Consider the following 21,126-nt stretch of genomic DNA (forward strand, 5'->3'; position numbering starts at 1 on the left):
GAAAGAAGGGGATTATATGTCTTACATCGAAAAGCAAGATAAAGTGATTTTTGAAGCTATTGAGAAAGAGTTTAATAGACAAAATAATAATATTGAGTTAATTGCATCTGAAAACTTTGTTTCAGAAGCTGTTATGGAAGCACAAGGATCTGTATTAACTAATAAATATGCGGAAGGTTATCCAGGCCGTCGTTATTATGGTGGCTGTGAATTTGTAGACGTTACAGAATCAGTAGCAATCGACCGTGCTAAAGCATTATTTGGAGCAGAACATGTTAATGTTCAGCCTCACTCTGGTTCTCAAGCTAATATGGCAGTTTATTTAGTAGCATTAGAATATGGAGATACTGTTTTAGGCATGAATTTAAGTCACGGTGGTCATTTAACTCATGGTTCACCAGTTAATTTTAGTGGTAAATCTTATAATTTTGTCGAATATGGTGTAGATAAAGATACAGAACTTATTAATTATGACGAAGTACGTAGATTAGCAATTGAACATAAACCTAAATTAATTGTCGCAGGTGCATCTGCTTATTCACGTCAAATTGATTTCAAAAAATTTAAAGAAATAGCTGATGAAGTTGGCGCTAAATTAATGGTGGATATGGCTCATATTGCTGGCTTAGTCGCTGCAGGTTTACACCAAAACCCAGTTGAATATGCTGACTTTGTTACTACAACAACACATAAAACATTACGTGGACCACGTGGTGGCATGATTTTATGTAAAGAAGAATACAAAAAGGCAATTGATAAAACGATTTTCCCTGGTATTCAAGGTGGGCCTTTAGAACATGTTATCGCAGCAAAAGCAGTAGCATTTGGTGAAGCTTTAGACAATAATTTTAAAGTTTATCAAAAGCAAGTGATTAAAAATGCACAAACATTAGCGGATACCCTTTCAAAAGAAGGATTTAGAATCGTTTCAGGTGGTACAGATAATCACTTAGTAGCTGTAGACGTTAAAGGTTCTGTAAATATTACTGGTAAAGTTGCAGAAGAAACACTTGATAGCGTTGGCATTACTTGCAATAAAAATACTATTCCATTTGATCAAGAAAAGCCATTTGTTACAAGTGGTATTAGATTAGGAACACCAGCGGCCACTACTCGTGGTTTTGATGAAAAAGCATTTGAAGAAGTAGCAAAAATTATTGGTTTAGCTTTGAAAAATCATGAAGATGAAGCTAAATTAAAAGAAGCAAAAACGCGTGTTTTAGCGTTAACTGAAAAATATCCTTTATATCAATAAAATACAAGGATATACAGAATATTGGAGGAAATGAAAATGAGTAAAGTACATGTATTTGATCATCCATTAATTCAACACAAATTGAGTTACATTCGTGATGCTCGTACTGGAACTAAAGAGTTTAGAGAACTAGTAGATGAAGTTGGTATGCTTATGGCATACGAAGTTACAAGAGATCTAGAGTTACAAGATGTTGAAATTGAAACTCCAGTAACTAAAATGACAGCTAAACGCTTAGCAGGTAAAAAATTAGCAATTGTACCTATTTTAAGAGCTGGACTAGGCATGACTGAAGGTATTTTAAGTTTAGTTCCTGCAGCAAGAGTAGGGCACATCGGTTTATATCGTGATCCTGAAACACTTAAAGCAGTAGAATACTTCTCTAAAATGCCTCAAGATATTGATGAACGAGAAATCATCGTTGTGGATCCGATGTTGGCAACAGGAGCATCTGCAATTGAAGCTATTACTTCATTGAAAAACAAAGGTGCTAAAAATATTCGTTTCATGTGCTTAATTGCTGCCCCAGAAGGTGTTGAAAAAATGAAAGAAGCTCATGATGATGTTGATATTTATATTGCAGCATTAGATGAGAAACTTAATGACAAAGCTTATATTACACCTGGATTAGGTGACGCAGGAGATCGATTATTCGGTACGAAATAGATATTGAAAACGGAGATAGATACGTTTGAAGAAAAAAATTATGACTATATTTGGAACTAGGCCGGAAGCTATTAAAATGGCGCCACTAGTTAAAGCAATTGAAAACGATGAGCAGTTGGAAGTATGTGTGGTTGTTACGGCTCAACATAGAGAAATGCTAGACGCTGTATTAAAAACTTTTGATATTGTTCCTGATTATGATTTGAATATTATGAAAGAAGGACAGACACTTTCAGAAATAACTTCAAAATCAATGATTGAATTGGAATCTATCATCAAACATGTTAAACCTAATATGGTATTGGTACACGGAGATACAGCGACTACATTTTCAGGAAGTCTAGCAGCGTTTTATAATCAAGTACCAATAGGTCACGTTGAGGCTGGATTACGAAGTTATGATAAATATTCACCTTATCCAGAAGAAATGAATAGACAAATGGTAGGCGTACTAACTGACATTCATTTTGCACCGACTTTCAATGCTAGGAAACATTTGCTTGACGAAGGTAAGGATATAAACTCAGTTGTGGTAACTGGTAATACAGCGATTGACGCATTAAATTATACAGTTAATGACGATTATCATTCTGACATTTTAAATAGACATAAGAATAAAAGAATATTGTTATTAACTGCACATCGTCGCGAAAACATTGGTGAACCAATGGAACATATTTTTAAAGCTGTTAGAAAGCTTGTAGATGAAGATGAGTCACTCGTATTTGTTTATCCAGTGCATATGAATCCTAAAGTTCGTGATATTGCACAACATATTTTAGGCAACCATGACAGAATAGAACTTATTGAACCTTTAGATGTTTTAGATTTTCACAATTTTGCTAAACAAGCGCATCTCATTTTGACAGACTCTGGAGGGATTCAAGAAGAAGCCCCTTCATTACACAAACCAGTATTAGTATTAAGAGATAATACTGAGAGACCTGAAGGTGTTGAAGCTGGTACATTAAAAGTAGTTGGTACTTCGATGAATAATGTCTATAAAGAAACCAAAAAATTGTTAGAAGATAAAAACCTTTACAAGAGTATGAGTGAGGCAAATAATCCATATGGAGATGGAAGCGCTTCTGATAGAATTGTAAATCATATCAAATATTATTTTGATTTAATAAGTGAAAAACCAAAAGATTTTAAACAATAAAAGATGTATACCGTTTAAATGTGGCTAATTTGTGACAATTTTAGCTTAAAATTCAACAACAATTTGAATAGAATTGACACCGTTGTAGGCGCTATATTATCATTTAGATTGTATGAGTGGAACGGTTTACATGATTGTATAAGACACTCGGAGGCAAACAAATGGGTCGTTTCTACATCATTTTCAAACAATATATACAATATTATCTCTATTTATTGATATTATTAGGTATATTGTATCTCTTTTCACCCCATCCTTTTTTATTAGGTTTGATTATTGGTACATGTGGATCTTTAGTTAATACATACATCTTTGAGATTTATTTATTTCATGCACAAAAAGCTGAGTCAAACCATATATCAACAGGAAATATGTGGAGATATTTAGTGGCTATTGTCGTGTGTATAATATGGTTTTTCTTTAAAGATCACATCAATATCATTGGGGTGTTAATAGGGCTAATGATTTCTTATATCGTAATCATCTGTCGCCCTCTACTTAATAGGGAGTAAAATTTAAAACGAAAGAGGTGAGAATATGGATCATAAAGACCCGAAAGTAAGTTTGGATATTTTCGGTTTTGACCTTGTATTTAACATGGCAAGTGTAATGATGGTGTTAATTACAGCAGTTCTCGTTTTTTTACTAGCAATTATTTGTACACGTAATTTAAAGAAACGACCAACTGGTAAACAGAACTTTATTGAATGGGTTTTTGACTTTGTTAGAGGCATCATCGAAGGTAATATGGCATGGAAAAAAGGTGGACATTTTCACTTCTTAGCAGTGACATTAATTTTATACATCTTCATTTCTAATATGTTAGGTTTACCATTTGCAATAGTAACTAAAGATCACTACTTATGGTGGAAATCACCTACCGCAGATGCAACAGTTACATTGACATTGTCAACTACTGTTATTCTATTAACACATTATTATGGTATTAAAATGCGTGGTACAAAGAATTATTTCAAAGGTTATGTTCAACCGTTTTGGCCACTTGCAATTATAAACGTGTTTGAAGAGTTTACTTCAACATTAACACTTGGACTACGTTTATATGGTAATATCTTTGCAGGTGAACTATTACTAAGCTTATTAGCTGGATTATTCTTCCAAGAACCAGCATGGGGTTGGATAATTAGTATACCTGGTTTAATTGTTTGGCAAGGATTCTCAATCTTTGTAGGTACAATACAAGCATATATCTTCATTATGCTTTCAATGGTTTACATGTCACACAAAGTGGTAGATGGACACTAAATTTAAAAATTATATACAATCTTAGGAGGAAAATTTATTATGAATTTAATCGCAGCGGCAATCGCAATTGGTTTATCAGCATTAGGTGCAGGTATCGGTAACGGTCTTATCGTATCTAGAACAGTAGAAGGTGTAGCACGTCAACCAGAAGCTCGTGGTCAATTAATGGGTATTATGTTCATTGGTGTTGGTTTAGTTGAGGCTTTACCTATCATCGGTGTTGTAATTGCATTCATGACATTTGCTGGATAAGACATTTATTTAAGGCGAAGTCTAATAGACTCTCGCCGTTCGTTTTATTTTTTATTGCTTAATGATTATTTTGACGAAAGGAGTGTCATGATCCCGTGACTGCAACAGCTAATATGTTCGTTATCGGTGCAGCTTCAGGCGTTGAATGGGGAACAGTGATAGTTCAAATTGTTACTTTCATTATCCTATTAGCGTTATTGAAAAAATTTGCTTGGGGTCCATTAAAAGAAATAATGGATAAACGTGAACGTGATATCAACAAAGATATCGACGATGCGGAACAAGCTAAGTTAAATGCACAAAAACTTGAAGAAGAAAATAAACAGACACTTAAAGAAACTCAAGATGAAGTTCAAAAAATTCTAGAAGATGCGAAAGTTCAAGCACGTAAACAACATGAAGAAATCATTCATGAAGCAAACGTTAGAGCTAATGGCATGATTGAAACTGCTCAAAGCGAAATTAATAGTCAAAAAGAACGTGCCATTGCAGATATTAATAACCAAGTATCTGAATTATCAGTTCTTATTGCTTCTAAAGTTCTTAGAAAAGAAATTTCAGAGCAAGATCAAAAAGAATTAGTTGAAAATTATCTAAAAGAGGCAGGCGATAAATAATGACAAAAATCGCTGACAAATACGCAAAAGCATTGTTTGATGTTTCTGCAGATACAAATCAATTGGATAGCATTTATGAAGAATTAGAAACAATTAGCCATTCTTCATTCGATTACATTAATGATTTAAAAGCCATTGATAGCAATCCTAAACTTACATTACAAAAGCGTCAAAACTTTGTAGATGAGGTTTATGGTAATGCTAATCAGTACATTGTTAATATGTTGAAAGTGCTAGCGGAAAATCGTCATCTTTCACACATTGAAGATGTCTTTAAAGCTTTTCAATCACAGTATAATCAACATAACAATCAAGATTTCGCATTAATAGAATCAACATATGATTTAAATGATGAAGAAATATCAAAAATCGTTGAACTAGTTAAACAACAAACAAACTTATCTAAAGTAATTGTTAGTACTAAAATTAATCAAGATTTAATTGGTGGTTTTAGAGTTAAGGTCGGCACGACTGTTATGGATGGCAGTGTTAAAAATGATCTTATTCAATTACAACGTAAATTTAAAAGAGCAAACTAATTAATAAAGAGGAGTGACATAGATGGCCATAAAAGCTGAAGAAATCAGTGCATTACTTCGCTCACAAATTGAGAATTATGAGTCAGAAATGTCCGTAACAGATGTTGGTACAGTATTACAAATTGGTGATGGTATCGCATTAATTCACGGATTAAATGACGTTATGGCTGGTGAGCTAGTAGAATTCCAAAACGGCGTGCTCGGTTTAGCACAAAACCTTGAAGAATCTAATGTTGGTGTGGTTATCTTAGGACCATACACAGATATTAGTGAAGGTGACGAAGTTAAACGTACAGGACGTATTATGGAAGTACCTGTAGGTGACGAACTAATTGGACGAGTAGTAAATCCATTAGGTCAACCTATCGATGGACAAGGTCCTATCAACGCAACAAAAACAAGACCGGTTGAGAAAAAAGCAACTGGAGTAATGGATCGTAAATCAGTTGATGAACCATTACAAACTGGTATTAAAGCTATCGATGCATTAGTTCCAATTGGACGTGGTCAACGTGAGTTAATCATTGGTGACCGTCAAACAGGTAAAACAACTGTTGCAATTGATACAATCTTAAACCAAAAAAATGAAGATACAATTTGTATCTATGTAGCTATTGGTCAAAAAGATTCAACTGTAAGAGCCAATGTAGAAAAATTAAGACAAGCTGGCGCTTTAGATTATACAATCGTTGTATCTGCATCAGCAGCTGAACCAGCGCCATTATTATATATCGCGCCATATTCAGGTGTAACAATGGGCGAAGAGTTCATGTTTAACGGTAAACATGTTTTAATCGTTTATGATGATTTAACTAAACAAGCATCAGCTTACCGTGAACTTTCATTATTATTACGTAGACCTCCAGGCCGTGAAGCATACCCTGGTGATGTGTTCTATCTACATAGTAGATTACTTGAAAGAGCAGCTAAGTTAAATGATGATTTAGGTGGCGGATCTATTACTGCGTTACCAATCATTGAAACTCAAGCAGGAGACATTTCAGCTTATGTTCCAACAAACGTTATTTCAATTACTGATGGACAAATTTTCTTACAATCTGATTTATTCTTCTCAGGTGTAAGACCTGCGATTAACGCTGGACAATCAGTATCACGTGTTGGTGGTTCTGCTCAAATTAAAGCGATGAAAAAAGTAGCAGGTACTTTACGTTTAGACCTTGCTTCTTATAGAGAATTAGAATCATTTGCTCAATTTGGTTCTGATTTAGATGAATTCACAGCTAAAAAATTAGAACGTGGTAAACGTACTGTTGAAATCTTAAAACAAGATCAAAATAAACCACTTCCTGTAGAAAACCAAGTATTAATTATCTTTGCATTAACTAAAGGATATTTAGACGATATTCCTGTTGAAGATATTACTCGTTTTGAGGATGAATTAAACCACTGGGCAGCTTCAAATGCGACAGAATTACTTTCTGAAATCAGAGAAACTGGTGCTTTACCAGATGCTGATAAATTTGATTCTGCAATTACCGAATTCAAAAAAAGCTTTAGTAAATCAGAATAATAAAGAATAGTAATTAAAGGTGGTGAGATAGTGGCTTCTCTAAAAGAAATAGATACACGTATAAAATCAACCAAAAAGATGAAACAAATCACTAAGGCGATGAACATGGTTTCAAGTTCTAAATTACGTAGAGCTGAAAACAATACTAAACAATTCAAGCCTTATATGGATAAAATGCAAGATGCTATTACAGCAGTAGCTGGTTCTAACAAGAATTCAAACCATCCTATGCTTCGTCAAAGAGATGTAAAACGTAGTGGTTATCTTGTCATAACAAGTGATAAAGGATTAGCGGGTGCTTATAGTGCCAACGTTCTTAAAAAATTAATAAGTGACATCAAAGAAAAGCATAATGATAGTAGTGAATATAGCATTGTTGTTTTAGGTCAACAAGGTGTTGACTTCCTTAAAACACGAGGCTACGAAATAGAAAATTCATTAGTTGAACTACCAGACCAACCTTCATTTAAATCTGTTCAAGCGCTAGCAAAACACGCAATTGATTTATATAGTGAAGAAAATATTGATGAATTGAATATTTACTATAGTCATTATGTCAGTGTATTAGAAAATAAACCTACTACTAAAAAGGTTCTTCCATTATCTCAAGAAGATTCAAGTCAAGGTCATGGTCATATGTCTACATATGAATTTGAACCCGATAAAGAATCTATCTTAAGCGTCATCTTACCGCAATATGTTGAAAGTTTAATATATGGTACGATTTTAGATGCTAAAGCAAGTGAGCATGCATCACGTATGACTGCAATGAAAAATGCTTCTGATAATGCTACAGAACTTATTGATGACTTATCATTAGAATATAACAGAGCTAGACAAGCAGCAATCACACAACAAATCACTGAAATTGTTGGTGGTTCGGCAGCACTTGAATAAAATTAAAAGGAGGAAAATAGCATGGGAATTGGCCGTGTAACTCAAGTTATGGGTCCTGTCATTGATGTTCGTTTTGAACATAACGAAGTCCCTGATATTAATAATGCCCTTATTATTGAAGTTCCAAAAGAAGAAGGAACAGTTAGCTTAACACTAGAAGTTGCACTACAATTAGGTGATGACGTTGTTCGTACAATCGCAATGGATTCAACTGATGGTGTTCAAAGAGGCATGGATGTTAAAGATACAGGTAAAGACATTAGTGTACCTGTTGGTGACGAAACACTAGGAAGAGTGTTTAACGTACTAGGCGACACGATTGACTTAGAAGAAAAACTTGATGATTCAGTTCGTCGTGATCCTATTCATAGACAATCACCTGGATTTGATGAATTATCTACTGAAGTAGAAATTCTTGAAACAGGTATTAAAGTTGTAGATTTATTAGCACCTTACATTAAAGGTGGTAAAGTTGGATTATTCGGTGGTGCCGGAGTAGGTAAAACAGTATTAATTCAAGAATTAATTAACAATATTGCTCAAGAACATGGTGGTATTTCAGTATTCGCGGGTGTTGGTGAACGTACTCGTGAAGGTAATGATTTATACTATGAAATGAGCGATAGTGGCGTAATTAAGAAAACAGCAATGGTATTTGGTCAAATGAACGAACCACCTGGCGCACGTATGCGTGTTGCTTTATCTGGTTTAACAATGGCAGAATACTTCCGTGATGAACAAGGACAAGACGTTTTATTATTCATTGATAACATTTTCAGATTTACGCAAGCAGGTTCAGAGGTATCAGCGTTATTAGGTCGTATGCCTTCAGCCGTTGGTTACCAACCTACACTTGCTACAGAAATGGGTCAATTACAAGAACGTATTACGTCTACAAATAAAGGTTCTGTAACATCTATTCAAGCAGTGTTCGTACCAGCCGATGACTATACTGACCCAGCACCAGCAACAGCATTTGCTCACTTAGATTCAACTACAAACTTAGAGCGTAAATTAACAGAAATGGGTATCTACCCAGCTGTTGACCCATTAGCTTCAACTTCTAGAGCATTAGAACCTTCAATAGTTGGACAAGAGCATTATGAAGTTGCACGTGATGTACAATCTACATTACAAAAATACAGAGAATTACAAGATATTATTGCGATTCTAGGTATGGATGAATTATCTGAAGAAGATAGACAAACAGTAGAACGTGCACGTAGAATTCAATTCTTCTTATCACAAAACTTCCACGTTGCTGAACAATTTACTGGTCAAAAAGGATCTTATGTTCCAGTTAAAACAACTGTAGCTGATTTCAAAGATATCTTAGAAGGTAAATATGATCATATTCCTGAAGATGCATTCCGTTTAGTAGGTAGCATGCAAGATGTAATTGCGAAGGCTAAAGACATGGGTGTTGAAGTCTAATAATTAGGAGGTATGGATAATGAATACATTAAGCCTAGAAATTGTCACTCCTAATGGTTCTATCTATGAACGAGATGATGTAGAACTAGCTGTTTTACAAACTACAGCTGGCGAAATGGGTGTGATGAATGGACACATTCCAACCGTTTCTGCATTAAAAACTGGCTACGTAAAAGTGAATTTTCATAATGGAAATGAATATGTAGCTGTTAGTGATGGGTTTGTAGAAGTTAGACAACATCAACTATCAATTATTGTCCAAACAGCTGAAACTGCTACTGAAATCGATGTTGAAAGAGCTAAATTAGCGAAAGCAAGAGCAGAATCACATTTAGATAATGATGATAATAGTGACATAAATAGAGCCAAAAGAGCGTTAGAACGTGCAAATAACCGTTTACGTGTGGCTGAACTTAAATAAATTATAAAAGGCTTGGAAATTCACCATTTAAGGTATTTCCAAGCCTTTTAATATACATACAAATCTTCTGTTTTTGCAGTTAATAGTAGTATCATTATTATGTTATTTCATGTACAATGTTATACAGTAATCAATTCTAAGGAGTAAAATATGGATTATCTAGGACAATTTGCGATAATACATTTAATTTTACATGTGATATGTATATGTATAGCTTACTGGGCATTAAATGCAATTCGCCTCGATCAATTTTTTAAAAAAGGTTATACGAAACAAATTCAAATATGCATGATATTTTTTGCTATATTATTAGGTACTAGTGTTAGTAATTTTATAATTGATTTGTTACAGTTTTCCACTCAATTAAAATATATAATGAAATAGTTCTTTTTTAGTTTTTTCATAATGAAAAACGGATATAATATATTATTGAATGATAAATTTTATATAGTAGGGAAATGTAAATAACTAGGAGATTTAAGTGGAGGATTTAAGATGGATAAAATAGTAATTAATGGTGGTAACCAACTAAAAGGTGAAGTTAAAGTAGAAGGTGCTAAAAATGCAGTTTTACCTGTATTAACAGCTTCATTATTAGCTTCAGAAGGTACTAGTAAATTAGTAAATGTACCAGCATTAAGCGATGTAGAAACTATAAACAACGTATTATCAACTTTAAATGCTGATGTTACGTATAAAAAAGAAGAAAATGCGGTAGTAGTTGATGCTACTAATACATTAAATGAAGAAGCACCATATGAATATGTGAGTAAAATGCGTGCAAGTATCTTAGTAATGGGACCTTTATTAGCTCGTTTAGGCCATGCAATAGTGGCTTTACCAGGTGGATGTGCAATTGGAAGTCGTCCAATTGAACAACATATTAAAGGATTCGAGGCATTAGGTGCAGAAATTCATTTAGAAAATGGAAATATTTATGCAAATGCTAAAGATGGTTTAAAAGGTGCTTCTATACATTTAGATTTTCCAAGTGTAGGCGGTACTCAAAACCTAATCATGGCTGCTTCATTAGCTTCAGGAAAAACAGTATTAGAAAATGCTGCAAAAGAACCAGAAATTGTTGACTTAGCTAATTATATCAATGAAATGGGCGGTAAAATCACTGGAGCAGGTACTGATACGATTACAATTCATGGTGTCGATCATTTAACTGGTGTAGAACATTCTATTATTCCAGATAGAATTGAAGCAGGTACATTATTAATCGCTGGCGCAATCACTCGTGGAGACATCATTGTACGTGACGCAATCAAAGAACACATGTCTAGTTTAGTTTATAAACTTGAAGAAATGGGAGTTAACTTAGAATATTTAGAAGATGGTATCCGAGTATCTGCTGATGGAGATTTAAACCCAGTAGATGTTAAAACATTACCACATCCAGGATTCCCTACAGATATGCAATCTCAAATGATGGCTTTACTATTGACTGCAAATGGTCACAAAGTAATCACAGAAACAGTGTTTGAAAATAGATTTATGCACGTTGCTGAGTTTCGTAGAATGAATGCAAACATCGATGTAGAAGGTAGAAGTGCTAAAATTGAAGGTAAAAGCAATCTTCAAGGTGCACAAGTTAAAGCGACTGATTTAAGAGCGGCTGCTGCATTAATTTTAGCTGGTTTAGTTGCAGAAGGAACAACACAAGTAACTGAATTAAAACACTTAGACAGAGGCTATGTAGACTTACATGGTAAATTAAAATCATTAGGTGCAGATATCGAACGCATTAATGATTAATTAATTTTTCATTCAAATATGGAGGTTTAAACATCATGGAAACAATTTTCGATTATAATCAAATAAAACAAATCATCCCTCATAGACAACCATTTTTATTAATAGATAGAGTAGTTGAATACGAAGAAGGTAAACGTTGCGTTGGATTAAAACAAGTTTCAGGTAATGAACCATTCTTCCAAGGGCATTTTCCAGATTACGCTGTTATGCCTGGTGTATTAATTACTGAAGCATTAGCTCAAACTGGTGCAGTAGCAATGTTAAACAGTGAAGAAAATAAAGGTAAAATAGCTTTATTCGCAGGTATTGATAAATGTCGATTTAAAAGACAGGTTACACCAGGAGATACACTAATGTTAGAAGTAGAAATAACTAAAATTAAAGGACCAATTGGTAAAGGAACTGCAAAAGCAACTGTAGATGGCCAATTGGCTTGTAGTTGTGAACTAACATTTGCAATACAAGATGCAAAATAAATCATAAACTAAAGCCTACAATCAGGATATTCTGACTGTAGGCTTTTAATATGCGTCATTATCTTTCAAATTTTTCATCTTTAAGTTTAGGTTTAGATTGCATCATACGGTTGAATGTTTTTTTCAATTCTTCACCAGTTAATCCATCATCGACAAGTTCTTCTAATAAACTTTCGGCATAAACTTGACGTAAAGTATAGATATGGCATTCAAATACGACTGACATTGTTTTATCAAATTGCTTAACACTTTTAACAGTGGCATCAAATAATGCAGGATCATTTGCAGGTCTAGTAATTACGACACGAATATCTAATAATTTATCATTATCTATATAGTCTTTAAACGTGTGATAATGTTCATTTGAAATTACAATTTCTAGTAACCAACCAGTGCCACTACCTTCTTTATTAATAATGACACCATCTTCTAACTCATATTCAGTCACACCACCGTTTTCACTTACGATTTGAAAACGTACAGCTTTAAATGTCTTCATAAAGTCACTTCCCATTTGTTTTATATTTACAAAAAATGATTTATTTTTAATTGGAGTATACAATTTTTGATTATTTTCTTTAAATATATCAAAAATTAAGGGTAAATAGCTATATATTTTGAAAAAATAGCATTTTGACGGTAATGAGAGAAATAATTATTATAATAGGTAAGAGGAGGTGACACATGTTAAACAAAATAGTTATAGTTGGCAGACTTACTAAAGATGCCCAAATTTATGAAAAGGAGGACGGTAATAAAGTAGCAACTTTTTGTGTAGCTACTGAAAGAAATTATAAAGATCAAAATAATGAGATTGCATGCGATTATCTATATTGTAAAGCTTTTGGCAAAACTGCAAGTAACATTGAAAAATATACACATCAAGGTTCACTAGTAGGAATAACTGGTCAAATGCGATCGCGAAAATATGAAAAAGATAACCAGACTCATTTTGTAACAGAACCATATGTAGAAACAATTAAATTTATGTCCTCTAAGGCAAAAGAATCCAATATCCTCTCTAACGAATATGATGAAGAGTCAAATGAACTCTTTAATATAGGTTAGACATCCATTAATTATTCAATAACTCCCAATTATTTATACTTTATCCTATCTTAATATAAATTATCATCTTTCAATTATACTCGAGCGACCTTTTTTAAATTAATATTAAAAAAGGTCGTTTATTTATTAGTTTATACAGGAAAATTGATTCAATTCACGTCAGAATTATCTGATAGATTTCAATTGTATTACAAACACATCACAGACACATGTATTATATAAACTGTCATGGCAGTTTTCATAAAGGATAAAATTTAAAATTACACTAAAATATAATGTAATTCGCACGTAAAAAACTAGCTTTCATTTTTATTTGGCTGTAACCTGCAAGGAATTTATGGATGTTACAGTAGTATTTGTAAATTAGTTAAAGAAAACAAATCACTTTTAGGAGGATTTTTTAATAATGAAAAAAACAATTATTGCATCATCACTAGCTGTAGGATTAGGCGTTGTAGCAGGTAATGCTGGACACGACGCACACGCAAGCGAAGCAAATATTAATGAAGCAGAATTAGCTCAAAAAGCTCAATCAAACGATCAAACATTAAACGAAAGCCCTATCCAAGAAGGTGCTTATAACTATACATTCGATTACAATGGTTTCACTTATCACTTTGAATCAGATGGTACAAACTTCTCATGGGATTATCACCAATCTGGTCAATCAACTGAAGCTTCAAATACTCAAGCTCAACCACAACAAGATGTAAGTGAACAAGCTTCAGCATCAACTAACGAAACTTCTGCACAAGAAGTAAGCAATCAACAACAATCAAAATCAGCTCAACCTGAACAAGTTTCAGCACCACAAACTGAGCAAACTCAACAACCACAACAAGAAACTACTTCAAATAATCAATCAAGCTCAAGCGAAGCTTCAAGTGGTTCATCAGTAAACGTAAATGATCACTTAAAACAAATCGCTCAACGTGAATCAGGTGGCGACATTCATGCTACAAACCCATCAACTGGTGCTTCAGGTAAGTATCAATTCTTACAATCAACTTGGGATTCAGTAGCTCCATCTGAATATCAAGGTCAACCAGCTTCAAGTGCTCCTGAACATGTTCAAGACGCTGCAGCTCAAAAATTATATGATACAGCTGGCCCAAGCCAATGGGTAACTGCATAATATAAGATATTTCTTTCACCCTATTTTGATAGGGTGAATTTTTTTATCATAAAAATGACTTAGTTTAAAAACGTGGAAATTTCAATTGTCTATGAATTTTTATTAAATTAATAAATGAAACTTTTAGATAATTGATTTCATGTATTTATTTTGCTAATGTTATATATGACAGTAATTAAAAAGAAAACTACTAGGGGAGCCTTATGGCTGAGATGAATTTTATTCAGACCCTTACAACCTGATTTGGTTAGCACCAACGTAGGAAAGTAGTATTTATTATTAAAGGCGCATATTAACCTTGATATTAACTACTTTCCTATTTGGGAAGTAGTTTTTTATTTCAAGGAGGCAATTTGTGATGAGTTTTTCTAAAGAATTAAGGGTAGCTGCAGAACCAATTATTGAAGATATTTACAACGATGGTTTTATTCAAGATTTATTGCATGGTGAATTATCGAAACAAGCCGTTCGACAGTATTTACGTGCAGATGCTTCGTATTTAAAGGAATTTGCTAATTTATATGCATTATTGATACCTAAAATGTCAGAATTAGAAGATGTGAAATTTTTAGTTGATCAAATAGAATTTATGTTAGAAGGTGAAGTGGCCGCTCATGAATCTTTAGCTGCTTTCATAAATGAACCATATGATGAAATTGTTAAAGAAAAAGTATGGCCACCAAGTGGAGATCACTACATCAAACATATGTATTATAATGCTTATGCACATGAAAACGCTGCTTATACGATTGCTGCAATGGCGCCATGCCCTTATGTTTATGCCGTTATTGCTAAAAGAGCAATGCAAGATCAAAATTTAAATCGTGATGAAAAAACAGTTGATTGGTTTGAATTTTATAGTACAGAAATGGATGAATTAGTCCGTGTCTTTGATGACTTGATGGATCGTTTAACTCAACAATGTACTGAAAATGAAAAAAATGAAATTAAAGAGAACTTCTTGCAAAGTACACTACATGAGAGAAACTTTTTCAATATGGCTTATATAGATGAAAAATGGAATTATCGAGGTGATAAATATGAATAAGCCTAAAATAGCTTTAACAATTGCTGGTACAGACCCAACAGGTGGAGCAGGTGTTATGGCAGATCTTAAGTCATTCCATTCTTGTGGTGTGTATGGCATGGCGTCAATAACTAATATTGTCGCTCAAAATACATTAGGGGTTCAGCATATTCATAATCTTGAGACATCATGGGTAAAAGAACAATTAGAAAGTATATTTAATGATGAGTTACCTCATGCAATTAAAACAGGAATGATTGCAACTGAAGATACAATGCATTTAGTACAAAGTTACTTACGACAATATCCCGAAATTCCATATGTTATTGATCCAGTTATGCTTGCTAAAAGTGGAGACTCTCTTATGGATGATGAAACCAAACAAAAACTTCAAGATACTTTATTGCCATTAGCAGATGTCGTTACTCCAAATATACCAGAAGCTGAAGAAATAACTGGTATCAAGATTGATACAGAAGAAAATATACGTAAAGCAGGTAATATCTTTCTTAATGAAATTGGAAGTAAGGGCGTAGTTATTAAAGGCGGGCATTCTGCAGATTTAAATAATGCTAAAGATTTTCTGTTTACGCAAGATGGTGTTTATACATTTGAAGATGAACGTTTTGACACTAAACATACACATGGTACTGGTTGTACATTTTCAGCAGTAATAACAGCAGAATTAGCCAAAGGTCGCTCTATATATGAAGCGGTAGAAAAAGCTAAAAAATTTATTTCATTAAGTATCAAATACACACCAGAGATAGGTAAAGGTCGTGGCCCTGTTAATCACTTCGCATATCTTAAGAAAGAAGGGTTAGATGATGAATAATTTAGAAAAACTTAGAAATGAAAATCCACTAATCGTTTGTTATACCAATGATGTTGTAAAAAATTTTACTGCTAATGGGTTATTAAGTATAGGTGCAAGTCCAGCAATGAGTGAAGCACCTGAAGAAGCGAGAGATTTCTATCAAGTTGCGGGTGGTTTGCTCATAAATATTGGGACTCTTACACATAATAATGAAGATGATTTAATAAAAATTGGTAAAATTGCTAACGAATTAGAAACTCCTATTGTTTTTGATCCAGTCGCAGTTGGAGCATCACAGTATAGAAAAGATTTTTGTAAACGCTTTTTAGACGAAGTGGATGTATCTGTAATCAAAGGAAATGCTTCTGAAATTTTAACACTAGTCGATTCAAATACAACAATGAAAGGTACAGATGGAGACAGTGAATTAAATGTATTAGACATTGCAAATGATGCATATAAAAAATATCAAACTGCTATAGTAATTACAGGTGAACATGATATTGTGATGCAAGATAATAAAATGACAAAACTTTCAAATGGCTCATCTATGTCAGCTAAAATTACAGGTGCAGGTTGTTTATTAGGTGGTATCATTGCGAGTTTCTTATTCAGAAATACTAAACCTAAACATGAAACGCTTGTCGAAGCAGTAAGCTTTTATAATATAGCAGGTGAAATTGCTGCAAGTGAAGATAAAGTAAAAGGTCCGGGTTCATTTTTACCTGAATTATTAGATCAAATGTATTTACTCGATTATAAGACTTGTGAAAAATATGTTAAAAAAGAAGAGGTTGATTAGGTGGAATTTAAAGCGTCACAATTAAAAATATATTTTATCTGTGGAACTCAAGATATACCTGAACAAAAATCAATAAAAACTGTTTTAACCCAAGCACTTGAGGCTGGAATAACTATGTTTCAGTTTCGAGAAAAGGGCGAGAATGCTTTGAAAGATAATGAAAAAGAGAAATTAGCAAAAGAATTACAATCATTATGTCAATCTTATCATGTACCTTTTATTGTTAATGATGATGTATCACTAGCAAAAAAAATTAATGCTGATGGTATACATGTAGGACAAGATGATGAAGACGTGAAAGCTTTTGCCTATGACTTTCAAGACAAAATTATCGGACTTAGTGTTGGTAATATAAGTGAATATGAAACGTCTGATTTAACAAATGTTGATTACATAGGTGTAGGTCCTATGTTTAATACACCTTCAAAAAGTGATGCAAGTGAACCAGTTGGTCCAGAGATGATTAAACAGTTAAGACAAAGAATTGGTGCATTTCCAATAGTTGCAATTGGTGGCATTACTGAGGAAAATGTTAAATCTATTGCAGATGCTAATGCAGACGGTATATCAATTATTTCAGCTATAAGTAGAAGCCAGAATATTGACAACACTGTTAATGAATTTAAGAAATATTTCAATTAATCATTAATTTTTTCCACTTTTTGTTTTATACCATGGTATGAGTATGATAGAATAAAAACTATGTGAATATTACAATAGAGGTGGAAAAATGAAGAAAAAAGCGTTGCTACCTTTGTTTTTAGGTTTAATGGTCTTTTTAGCAGGCTGTGACTATTCTAAACCTGGAGCTCGTAGTGGATTTTTCTATAATACGTTCGTTGAACCTATGAAACACTTATTACAGTGGTTAGGTAACGATGTTTTAAACAATGATTATGGTTTAGCTATTATCATTTTAGTAATAGTTATACGTTTAGTGTTACTACCATTCATGTTATCAAACTATAAAAATAGTCATATGATGCGTGAAAAAATGAAAGTTGCAAAACCTGAAGTAGATGGTATTCAGGAAAAAGTTAAGCGTGCTCGTACTCAAGAAGAGAAAATGGCTGCTAACCAAGAATTAATGGAAGTTTATAAAAAATATGATATGAATCCAATGAAGAGTATGCTTGGTTGTTTACCAATGCTCATTCAAATGCCGATTATCATGGGATTATACTTTGTTCTAAAAGATAAATTAGTTAGTGGTTTATCAGTACATCCACATTTCTTATGGTTTAATTTAACTAAACCAGATATTTGGATTACTATTATTGCAGGTGTTTTATACTTTATCCAAGCTTATGTATCAAGTAAAACAATGCCTCAAGAACAACGTCAAATGGGATACATGATGATGATTGTGTCACCAATTATGATTATTTGGATTTCATTAAGTTCTGCTTCAGCATTAGGTTTATATTGGTCAGTCAGTGCGGCATTCTTAGTTGTGCAAACACACTTTGCTAATATGTACTATTCTAAACTTGCTAAAAAAGAAGTTGAACCTTTACTACAAAAATTTGATCAAGACGGTAAGTCATCAAATAAAAAAGGTAAAAATACTCAAGTAGTATCCAAAAAAAATAAAAAATAATAATAAAAAGCGACAAATCAATGATTTGTCGCTTTTTTTCTATAATTGATGCCACTCGGATAAGAATTGTGAAACAAAATGTTCCATAAAATCATGACGTTGAATAGCGATTTGTTTAGCAGTATTCGTGTGCATTAAATCTTTTAATTTAAATAATTTTTCGTAAAAATGTTTAATTGCTGAAGGTGATAAAGTGGATAAAGTATCATCATTAAAATTTTTGGGTAATTTAGATTCAGTCCACATTGGTTCTTTAAAGTGGCTTGCAAATTGAAAAGTTCTAGCTATACCTATGGCACCAATAGCATCTAAACGATCAGCATCTCTAACAACTTGTCCTTCTACTGTTAATTCAACATGATTGTTAGCACCATTTTTATAACTCATATTTTCAATGATATGAAGAATATGAGATTGATCTGAATGAGTTATTTCAAGTTTATCTAAAAATTGATTTAAATGTTGTTTAGCCGACGTTGTATCTACTAATTTTGCATCAATAGTATCATGTAAAAGACTGGCTAATTCGATTATTAAAGTGTTGCTGATAGCTTCATTGTAAGCAATATGTTTTGCCATTGAATGTACTCTATAAACATGTGCAATGTCATGACCGCTATAGTCAGTTTTATGAAATGATTCCATATACTGGCTAGCTAGACTGATTCGTTCTTCATCTTTCATACAGACATCCTTTCCATTTCATAATGAAACCTGAGACTTTCACACTTTTACGTCTCAGGTTAACTTTGATTATGATCTATCTTTAGGGCTAAATACCTCCTATAAAATTGGAGACAATAATTGAGAAATACCTTCTTTAAACTTAATCCATAAACTACGTTGTTCATAAATTTCTTTTGTTAATTGATCTGATACCTTTAAATCTTCAATAAAAGCTTGTTTTAGTGATCTAGCTATACCTTCATCATATATAAAGGCATTTACCTCGAAATTAAGTGTGAAACTTCTATGATCCATATTTGCAGTACCAACACTAGCAACTTCATCGTCAATAATTAATGTTTTTGAATGTAAAAATCCATTATTATACTGATAAACGTTAACACCAGCTTCGAGTAGTGATGCTACATTTTTTAAAGTTGCCCAAAAAACAAAGGGATGATCTGGCATATTAGGTATCATAATATTTACTTCAACGCCACCTAAGGCAGCAATTTTTATAGAGTCTAAAAATGCTTGATCAGGTATAAAATACGGTGATTGAATATATATAGATTTTTTGGCTGAAGAAATCATTTTGAGATAGCCATATTTAATTTGTTCCCACTCCTCATCAGGTCCACTAGAGGCAATTTGTATACCTATAGTTCCACCTGAATTAACATCGGGGAAGTAGCGTTCTTCATACGTAATATTGTCACGTGTAGATTGTGAATTCCAATCAAGTATAAATCTTAATTGTAGTGCATTAACTGCGTCACCTTCGACACGGAGATGAGTATCTCTCCAATAACCAAATTTTTTGGATTTACCTAAATATTCATCACCAACATTAAATCCGCCTACATAACCTATTTTGCCATCTATAACAACTATTTTACGGTGATTACGATTATTCATACGCAAGTTGATTAAGGGAAGTTTAGAAGGGAAAAATGCTTCTACATGGCCACCTTTTTCTCTGAAAGACTTTAAATCTTTCTTTCTTAAATCTCTTGACCCCATATCGTCATACAGCATTTTAACTTCAATGCCAGATTCAACTTTATCTTCTAATGCTTTTAAAATCGTTTTACCTAATTCATCACTGTGAAAAATATAGTATTGTATATGTATATAGTCTTTAGCATTTTTAATATCTTCTAGTAGATCATCAAATTTTTGATTACCATCTGTATAAATTTCAACTTCATTATCTGTCGTTAAGAATGCGGCATTATTGTATAACAACATTTGAACCATTTCTTTAAATTTAACGATTTGGTGATTTCCTTTTGAAAAATCTTTATCTTTAATCGCTTCAAGTTGTTCATCCACAATCATTTCAAGTCCGACTTTATCTTCTTTATCTAATGTGAAAATATGGTCTCTTTGAATTTGACGTCCAAACAATAGATATAATATGAAACCTAATAGAGGCAAAAATACTAGAACTAATAACCAAGCCCATATTGAATTAGCAGTGCGTCTTTCCATAAATATAATTGTAAAAGCGAAGGCCAAATTTAATACAAATGCCCCAATCAAAACAATATTAATAATGAGGTTAGATTGAGCAAGTGTCATAGTGAATATTTCGAACATAAAATGCCTCCTTATTGTTTTATATTTTTAGTAAAAATAAAATCTTTTAAAAAAGTTTTTAACTATATAATTGTACCATGAAGTCATATATTTATCATTATACTTTTGAGAGATTTGAAAGGGCTACAATTG

General features: G+C 32.9%; 25 protein-coding genes and 1 riboswitch. Of the genes, 22 read left to right on the forward strand and 3 right to left on the reverse strand.

Annotated elements, in window-relative coordinates; translation table 11 throughout:
* Positions 1 to 16 precede the first annotated feature (16 nt).
* From glyA to fabZ, 15 genes are all read left to right on the forward strand, one after another.
* A complete protein-coding gene (gene glyA, locus NSQ15_RS03760; RefSeq protein WP_017636775.1) occupies positions 17 to 1,255 on the forward strand; it encodes a serine hydroxymethyltransferase in 1,239 nt (412 codons plus the stop codon).
* A gap of 36 nt (positions 1,256 to 1,291) precedes the next feature.
* Positions 1,292 to 1,921, forward strand: coding sequence for a uracil phosphoribosyltransferase (gene upp, locus NSQ15_RS03765; RefSeq protein ID WP_017636774.1), 630 nt, complete (start codon positions 1,292 to 1,294; stop codon positions 1,919 to 1,921).
* A 25-nt stretch (positions 1,922 to 1,946) separates the two neighbouring features.
* Entirely contained in the window at positions 1,947 to 3,083 is a 1,137-nt protein-coding gene (gene wecB / locus NSQ15_RS03770; protein ID WP_083279982.1) for a non-hydrolyzing UDP-N-acetylglucosamine 2-epimerase, read from the forward strand.
* A 161-nt stretch (positions 3,084 to 3,244) separates the two neighbouring features.
* Complete coding sequence (locus NSQ15_RS03775; protein WP_081581205.1) at positions 3,245 to 3,595, forward strand: ATP synthase subunit I; 351 nt, start codon at positions 3,245 to 3,247, stop codon at positions 3,593 to 3,595.
* A gap of 25 nt (positions 3,596 to 3,620) precedes the next feature.
* Positions 3,621 to 4,349 (forward strand): F0F1 ATP synthase subunit A, encoded by a 729-nt coding sequence (atpB, locus tag NSQ15_RS03780; RefSeq protein WP_340746949.1) that lies wholly within the window; start codon positions 3,621 to 3,623, stop codon positions 4,347 to 4,349.
* A 39-nt stretch (positions 4,350 to 4,388) separates the two neighbouring features.
* Positions 4,389 to 4,601 carry a F0F1 ATP synthase subunit C gene (gene atpE / locus NSQ15_RS03785; RefSeq protein ID WP_001048816.1) on the forward strand — a complete coding sequence of 71 codons (213 nt, stop codon included), beginning with the start codon at positions 4,389 to 4,391 and terminating at the stop codon, positions 4,599 to 4,601.
* Between the two features lie 95 nt (positions 4,602 to 4,696).
* Positions 4,697 to 5,218, forward strand: coding sequence for a F0F1 ATP synthase subunit B (locus NSQ15_RS03790; RefSeq protein ID WP_340746950.1), 522 nt, complete (start codon positions 4,697 to 4,699; stop codon positions 5,216 to 5,218).
* Entirely contained in the window at positions 5,218 to 5,757 is a 540-nt protein-coding gene (locus NSQ15_RS03795; RefSeq protein ID WP_124760864.1) for a F0F1 ATP synthase subunit delta, read from the forward strand. The genes NSQ15_RS03790 and NSQ15_RS03795 overlap by 1 nt, the downstream gene beginning before the upstream one ends.
* Before the next feature lie 22 nt (positions 5,758 to 5,779).
* On the forward strand, positions 5,780 to 7,288 hold the full coding sequence (gene atpA / locus NSQ15_RS03800; protein ID WP_017636769.1) for a F0F1 ATP synthase subunit alpha: 1,509 nt from the start codon (positions 5,780 to 5,782) through the stop codon (positions 7,286 to 7,288).
* 30 nt (positions 7,289 to 7,318) lie between these two features.
* A complete protein-coding gene (atpG, locus tag NSQ15_RS03805) occupies positions 7,319 to 8,185 on the forward strand; it encodes an ATP synthase F1 subunit gamma (RefSeq protein WP_017636768.1) in 867 nt (288 codons plus the stop codon).
* Positions 8,186 to 8,206: 21 nt separating this feature from the next.
* Entirely contained in the window at positions 8,207 to 9,619 is a 1,413-nt protein-coding gene (gene atpD, locus NSQ15_RS03810; protein WP_017636767.1) for a F0F1 ATP synthase subunit beta, read from the forward strand.
* 19 nt (positions 9,620 to 9,638) lie between these two features.
* Entirely contained in the window at positions 9,639 to 10,040 is a 402-nt protein-coding gene (locus NSQ15_RS03815) for a F0F1 ATP synthase subunit epsilon (protein WP_017636766.1), read from the forward strand.
* Between the two features lie 150 nt (positions 10,041 to 10,190).
* Positions 10,191 to 10,424, forward strand: a complete 234-nt coding sequence (locus NSQ15_RS03820) for a DUF1146 family protein (RefSeq protein WP_017636765.1) — start codon at positions 10,191 to 10,193, stop codon at positions 10,422 to 10,424.
* A 111-nt stretch (positions 10,425 to 10,535) separates the two neighbouring features.
* Positions 10,536 to 11,801 carry a UDP-N-acetylglucosamine 1-carboxyvinyltransferase gene (gene murA, locus NSQ15_RS03825; protein ID WP_017636764.1) on the forward strand — a complete coding sequence of 422 codons (1,266 nt, stop codon included), beginning with the start codon at positions 10,536 to 10,538 and terminating at the stop codon, positions 11,799 to 11,801.
* Between the two features lie 35 nt (positions 11,802 to 11,836).
* Positions 11,837 to 12,277, forward strand: a complete 441-nt coding sequence (fabZ, locus tag NSQ15_RS03830; protein ID WP_002451649.1) for a 3-hydroxyacyl-ACP dehydratase FabZ — start codon at positions 11,837 to 11,839, stop codon at positions 12,275 to 12,277.
* A gap of 58 nt (positions 12,278 to 12,335) precedes the next feature.
* On the opposite strand, the gene NSQ15_RS03835 is transcribed toward fabZ, so the two are convergent.
* Positions 12,336 to 12,776 (reverse strand): YwpF-like family protein, encoded by a 441-nt coding sequence (locus NSQ15_RS03835; RefSeq protein ID WP_017636763.1) that lies wholly within the window; start codon positions 12,774 to 12,776, stop codon positions 12,336 to 12,338.
* A gap of 185 nt (positions 12,777 to 12,961) precedes the next feature.
* Between NSQ15_RS03835 and NSQ15_RS03840 the strand changes: the two genes are divergently transcribed.
* The 7 genes from NSQ15_RS03840 to yidC all read left to right on the forward strand — a co-directional run bounded on the left by NSQ15_RS03840 (position 12,962) and on the right by yidC (position 18,726).
* A complete protein-coding gene (locus NSQ15_RS03840; RefSeq protein ID WP_340746951.1) occupies positions 12,962 to 13,345 on the forward strand; it encodes a single-stranded DNA-binding protein in 384 nt (127 codons plus the stop codon).
* A gap of 406 nt (positions 13,346 to 13,751) precedes the next feature.
* Entirely contained in the window at positions 13,752 to 14,480 is a 729-nt protein-coding gene (locus NSQ15_RS03845) for a transglycosylase family protein (RefSeq protein WP_029056185.1), read from the forward strand.
* 182 nt (positions 14,481 to 14,662) lie between these two features.
* A riboswitch (TPP riboswitch) is annotated at positions 14,663 to 14,762 on the forward strand.
* A gap of 76 nt (positions 14,763 to 14,838) precedes the next feature.
* Complete coding sequence (tenA, locus tag NSQ15_RS03850; RefSeq protein ID WP_017636760.1) at positions 14,839 to 15,528, forward strand: thiaminase II; 690 nt, start codon at positions 14,839 to 14,841, stop codon at positions 15,526 to 15,528.
* A complete protein-coding gene (gene thiD / locus NSQ15_RS03855; RefSeq protein ID WP_340746952.1) occupies positions 15,521 to 16,342 on the forward strand; it encodes a bifunctional hydroxymethylpyrimidine kinase/phosphomethylpyrimidine kinase in 822 nt (273 codons plus the stop codon). Before tenA ends, thiD begins: the two co-directional genes overlap by 8 nt.
* Positions 16,335 to 17,126 (forward strand): hydroxyethylthiazole kinase, encoded by a 792-nt coding sequence (thiM, locus tag NSQ15_RS03860; RefSeq protein WP_070452950.1) that lies wholly within the window; start codon positions 16,335 to 16,337, stop codon positions 17,124 to 17,126. Before thiD ends, thiM begins: the two co-directional genes overlap by 8 nt.
* Positions 17,127 to 17,768, forward strand: a complete 642-nt coding sequence (gene thiE, locus NSQ15_RS03865; protein ID WP_017636757.1) for a thiamine phosphate synthase — start codon at positions 17,127 to 17,129, stop codon at positions 17,766 to 17,768.
* An 88-nt stretch (positions 17,769 to 17,856) separates the two neighbouring features.
* Complete coding sequence (gene yidC, locus NSQ15_RS03870; RefSeq protein ID WP_017636756.1) at positions 17,857 to 18,726, forward strand: membrane protein insertase YidC; 870 nt, start codon at positions 17,857 to 17,859, stop codon at positions 18,724 to 18,726.
* Between the two features lie 39 nt (positions 18,727 to 18,765).
* On the opposite strand, the gene NSQ15_RS03875 is transcribed toward yidC, so the two are convergent.
* A complete protein-coding gene (locus NSQ15_RS03875) occupies positions 18,766 to 19,410 on the reverse strand; it encodes an HD domain-containing protein (RefSeq protein WP_217194204.1) in 645 nt (214 codons plus the stop codon).
* Positions 19,411 to 19,509: 99 nt separating this feature from the next.
* Positions 19,510 to 20,994, reverse strand: a complete 1,485-nt coding sequence (cls, locus tag NSQ15_RS03880; protein WP_070452947.1) for a cardiolipin synthase — start codon at positions 20,992 to 20,994, stop codon at positions 19,510 to 19,512.
* Positions 20,995 to 21,126: the final 132 nt, after the last annotated feature.

Origin of the sequence: Staphylococcus sp. FSL W8-0774, assembly GCF_038006785.1 — a bacterium.
Classification (GTDB): Bacteria; Bacillota; Bacilli; order Staphylococcales; family Staphylococcaceae; genus Staphylococcus; species Staphylococcus pasteuri.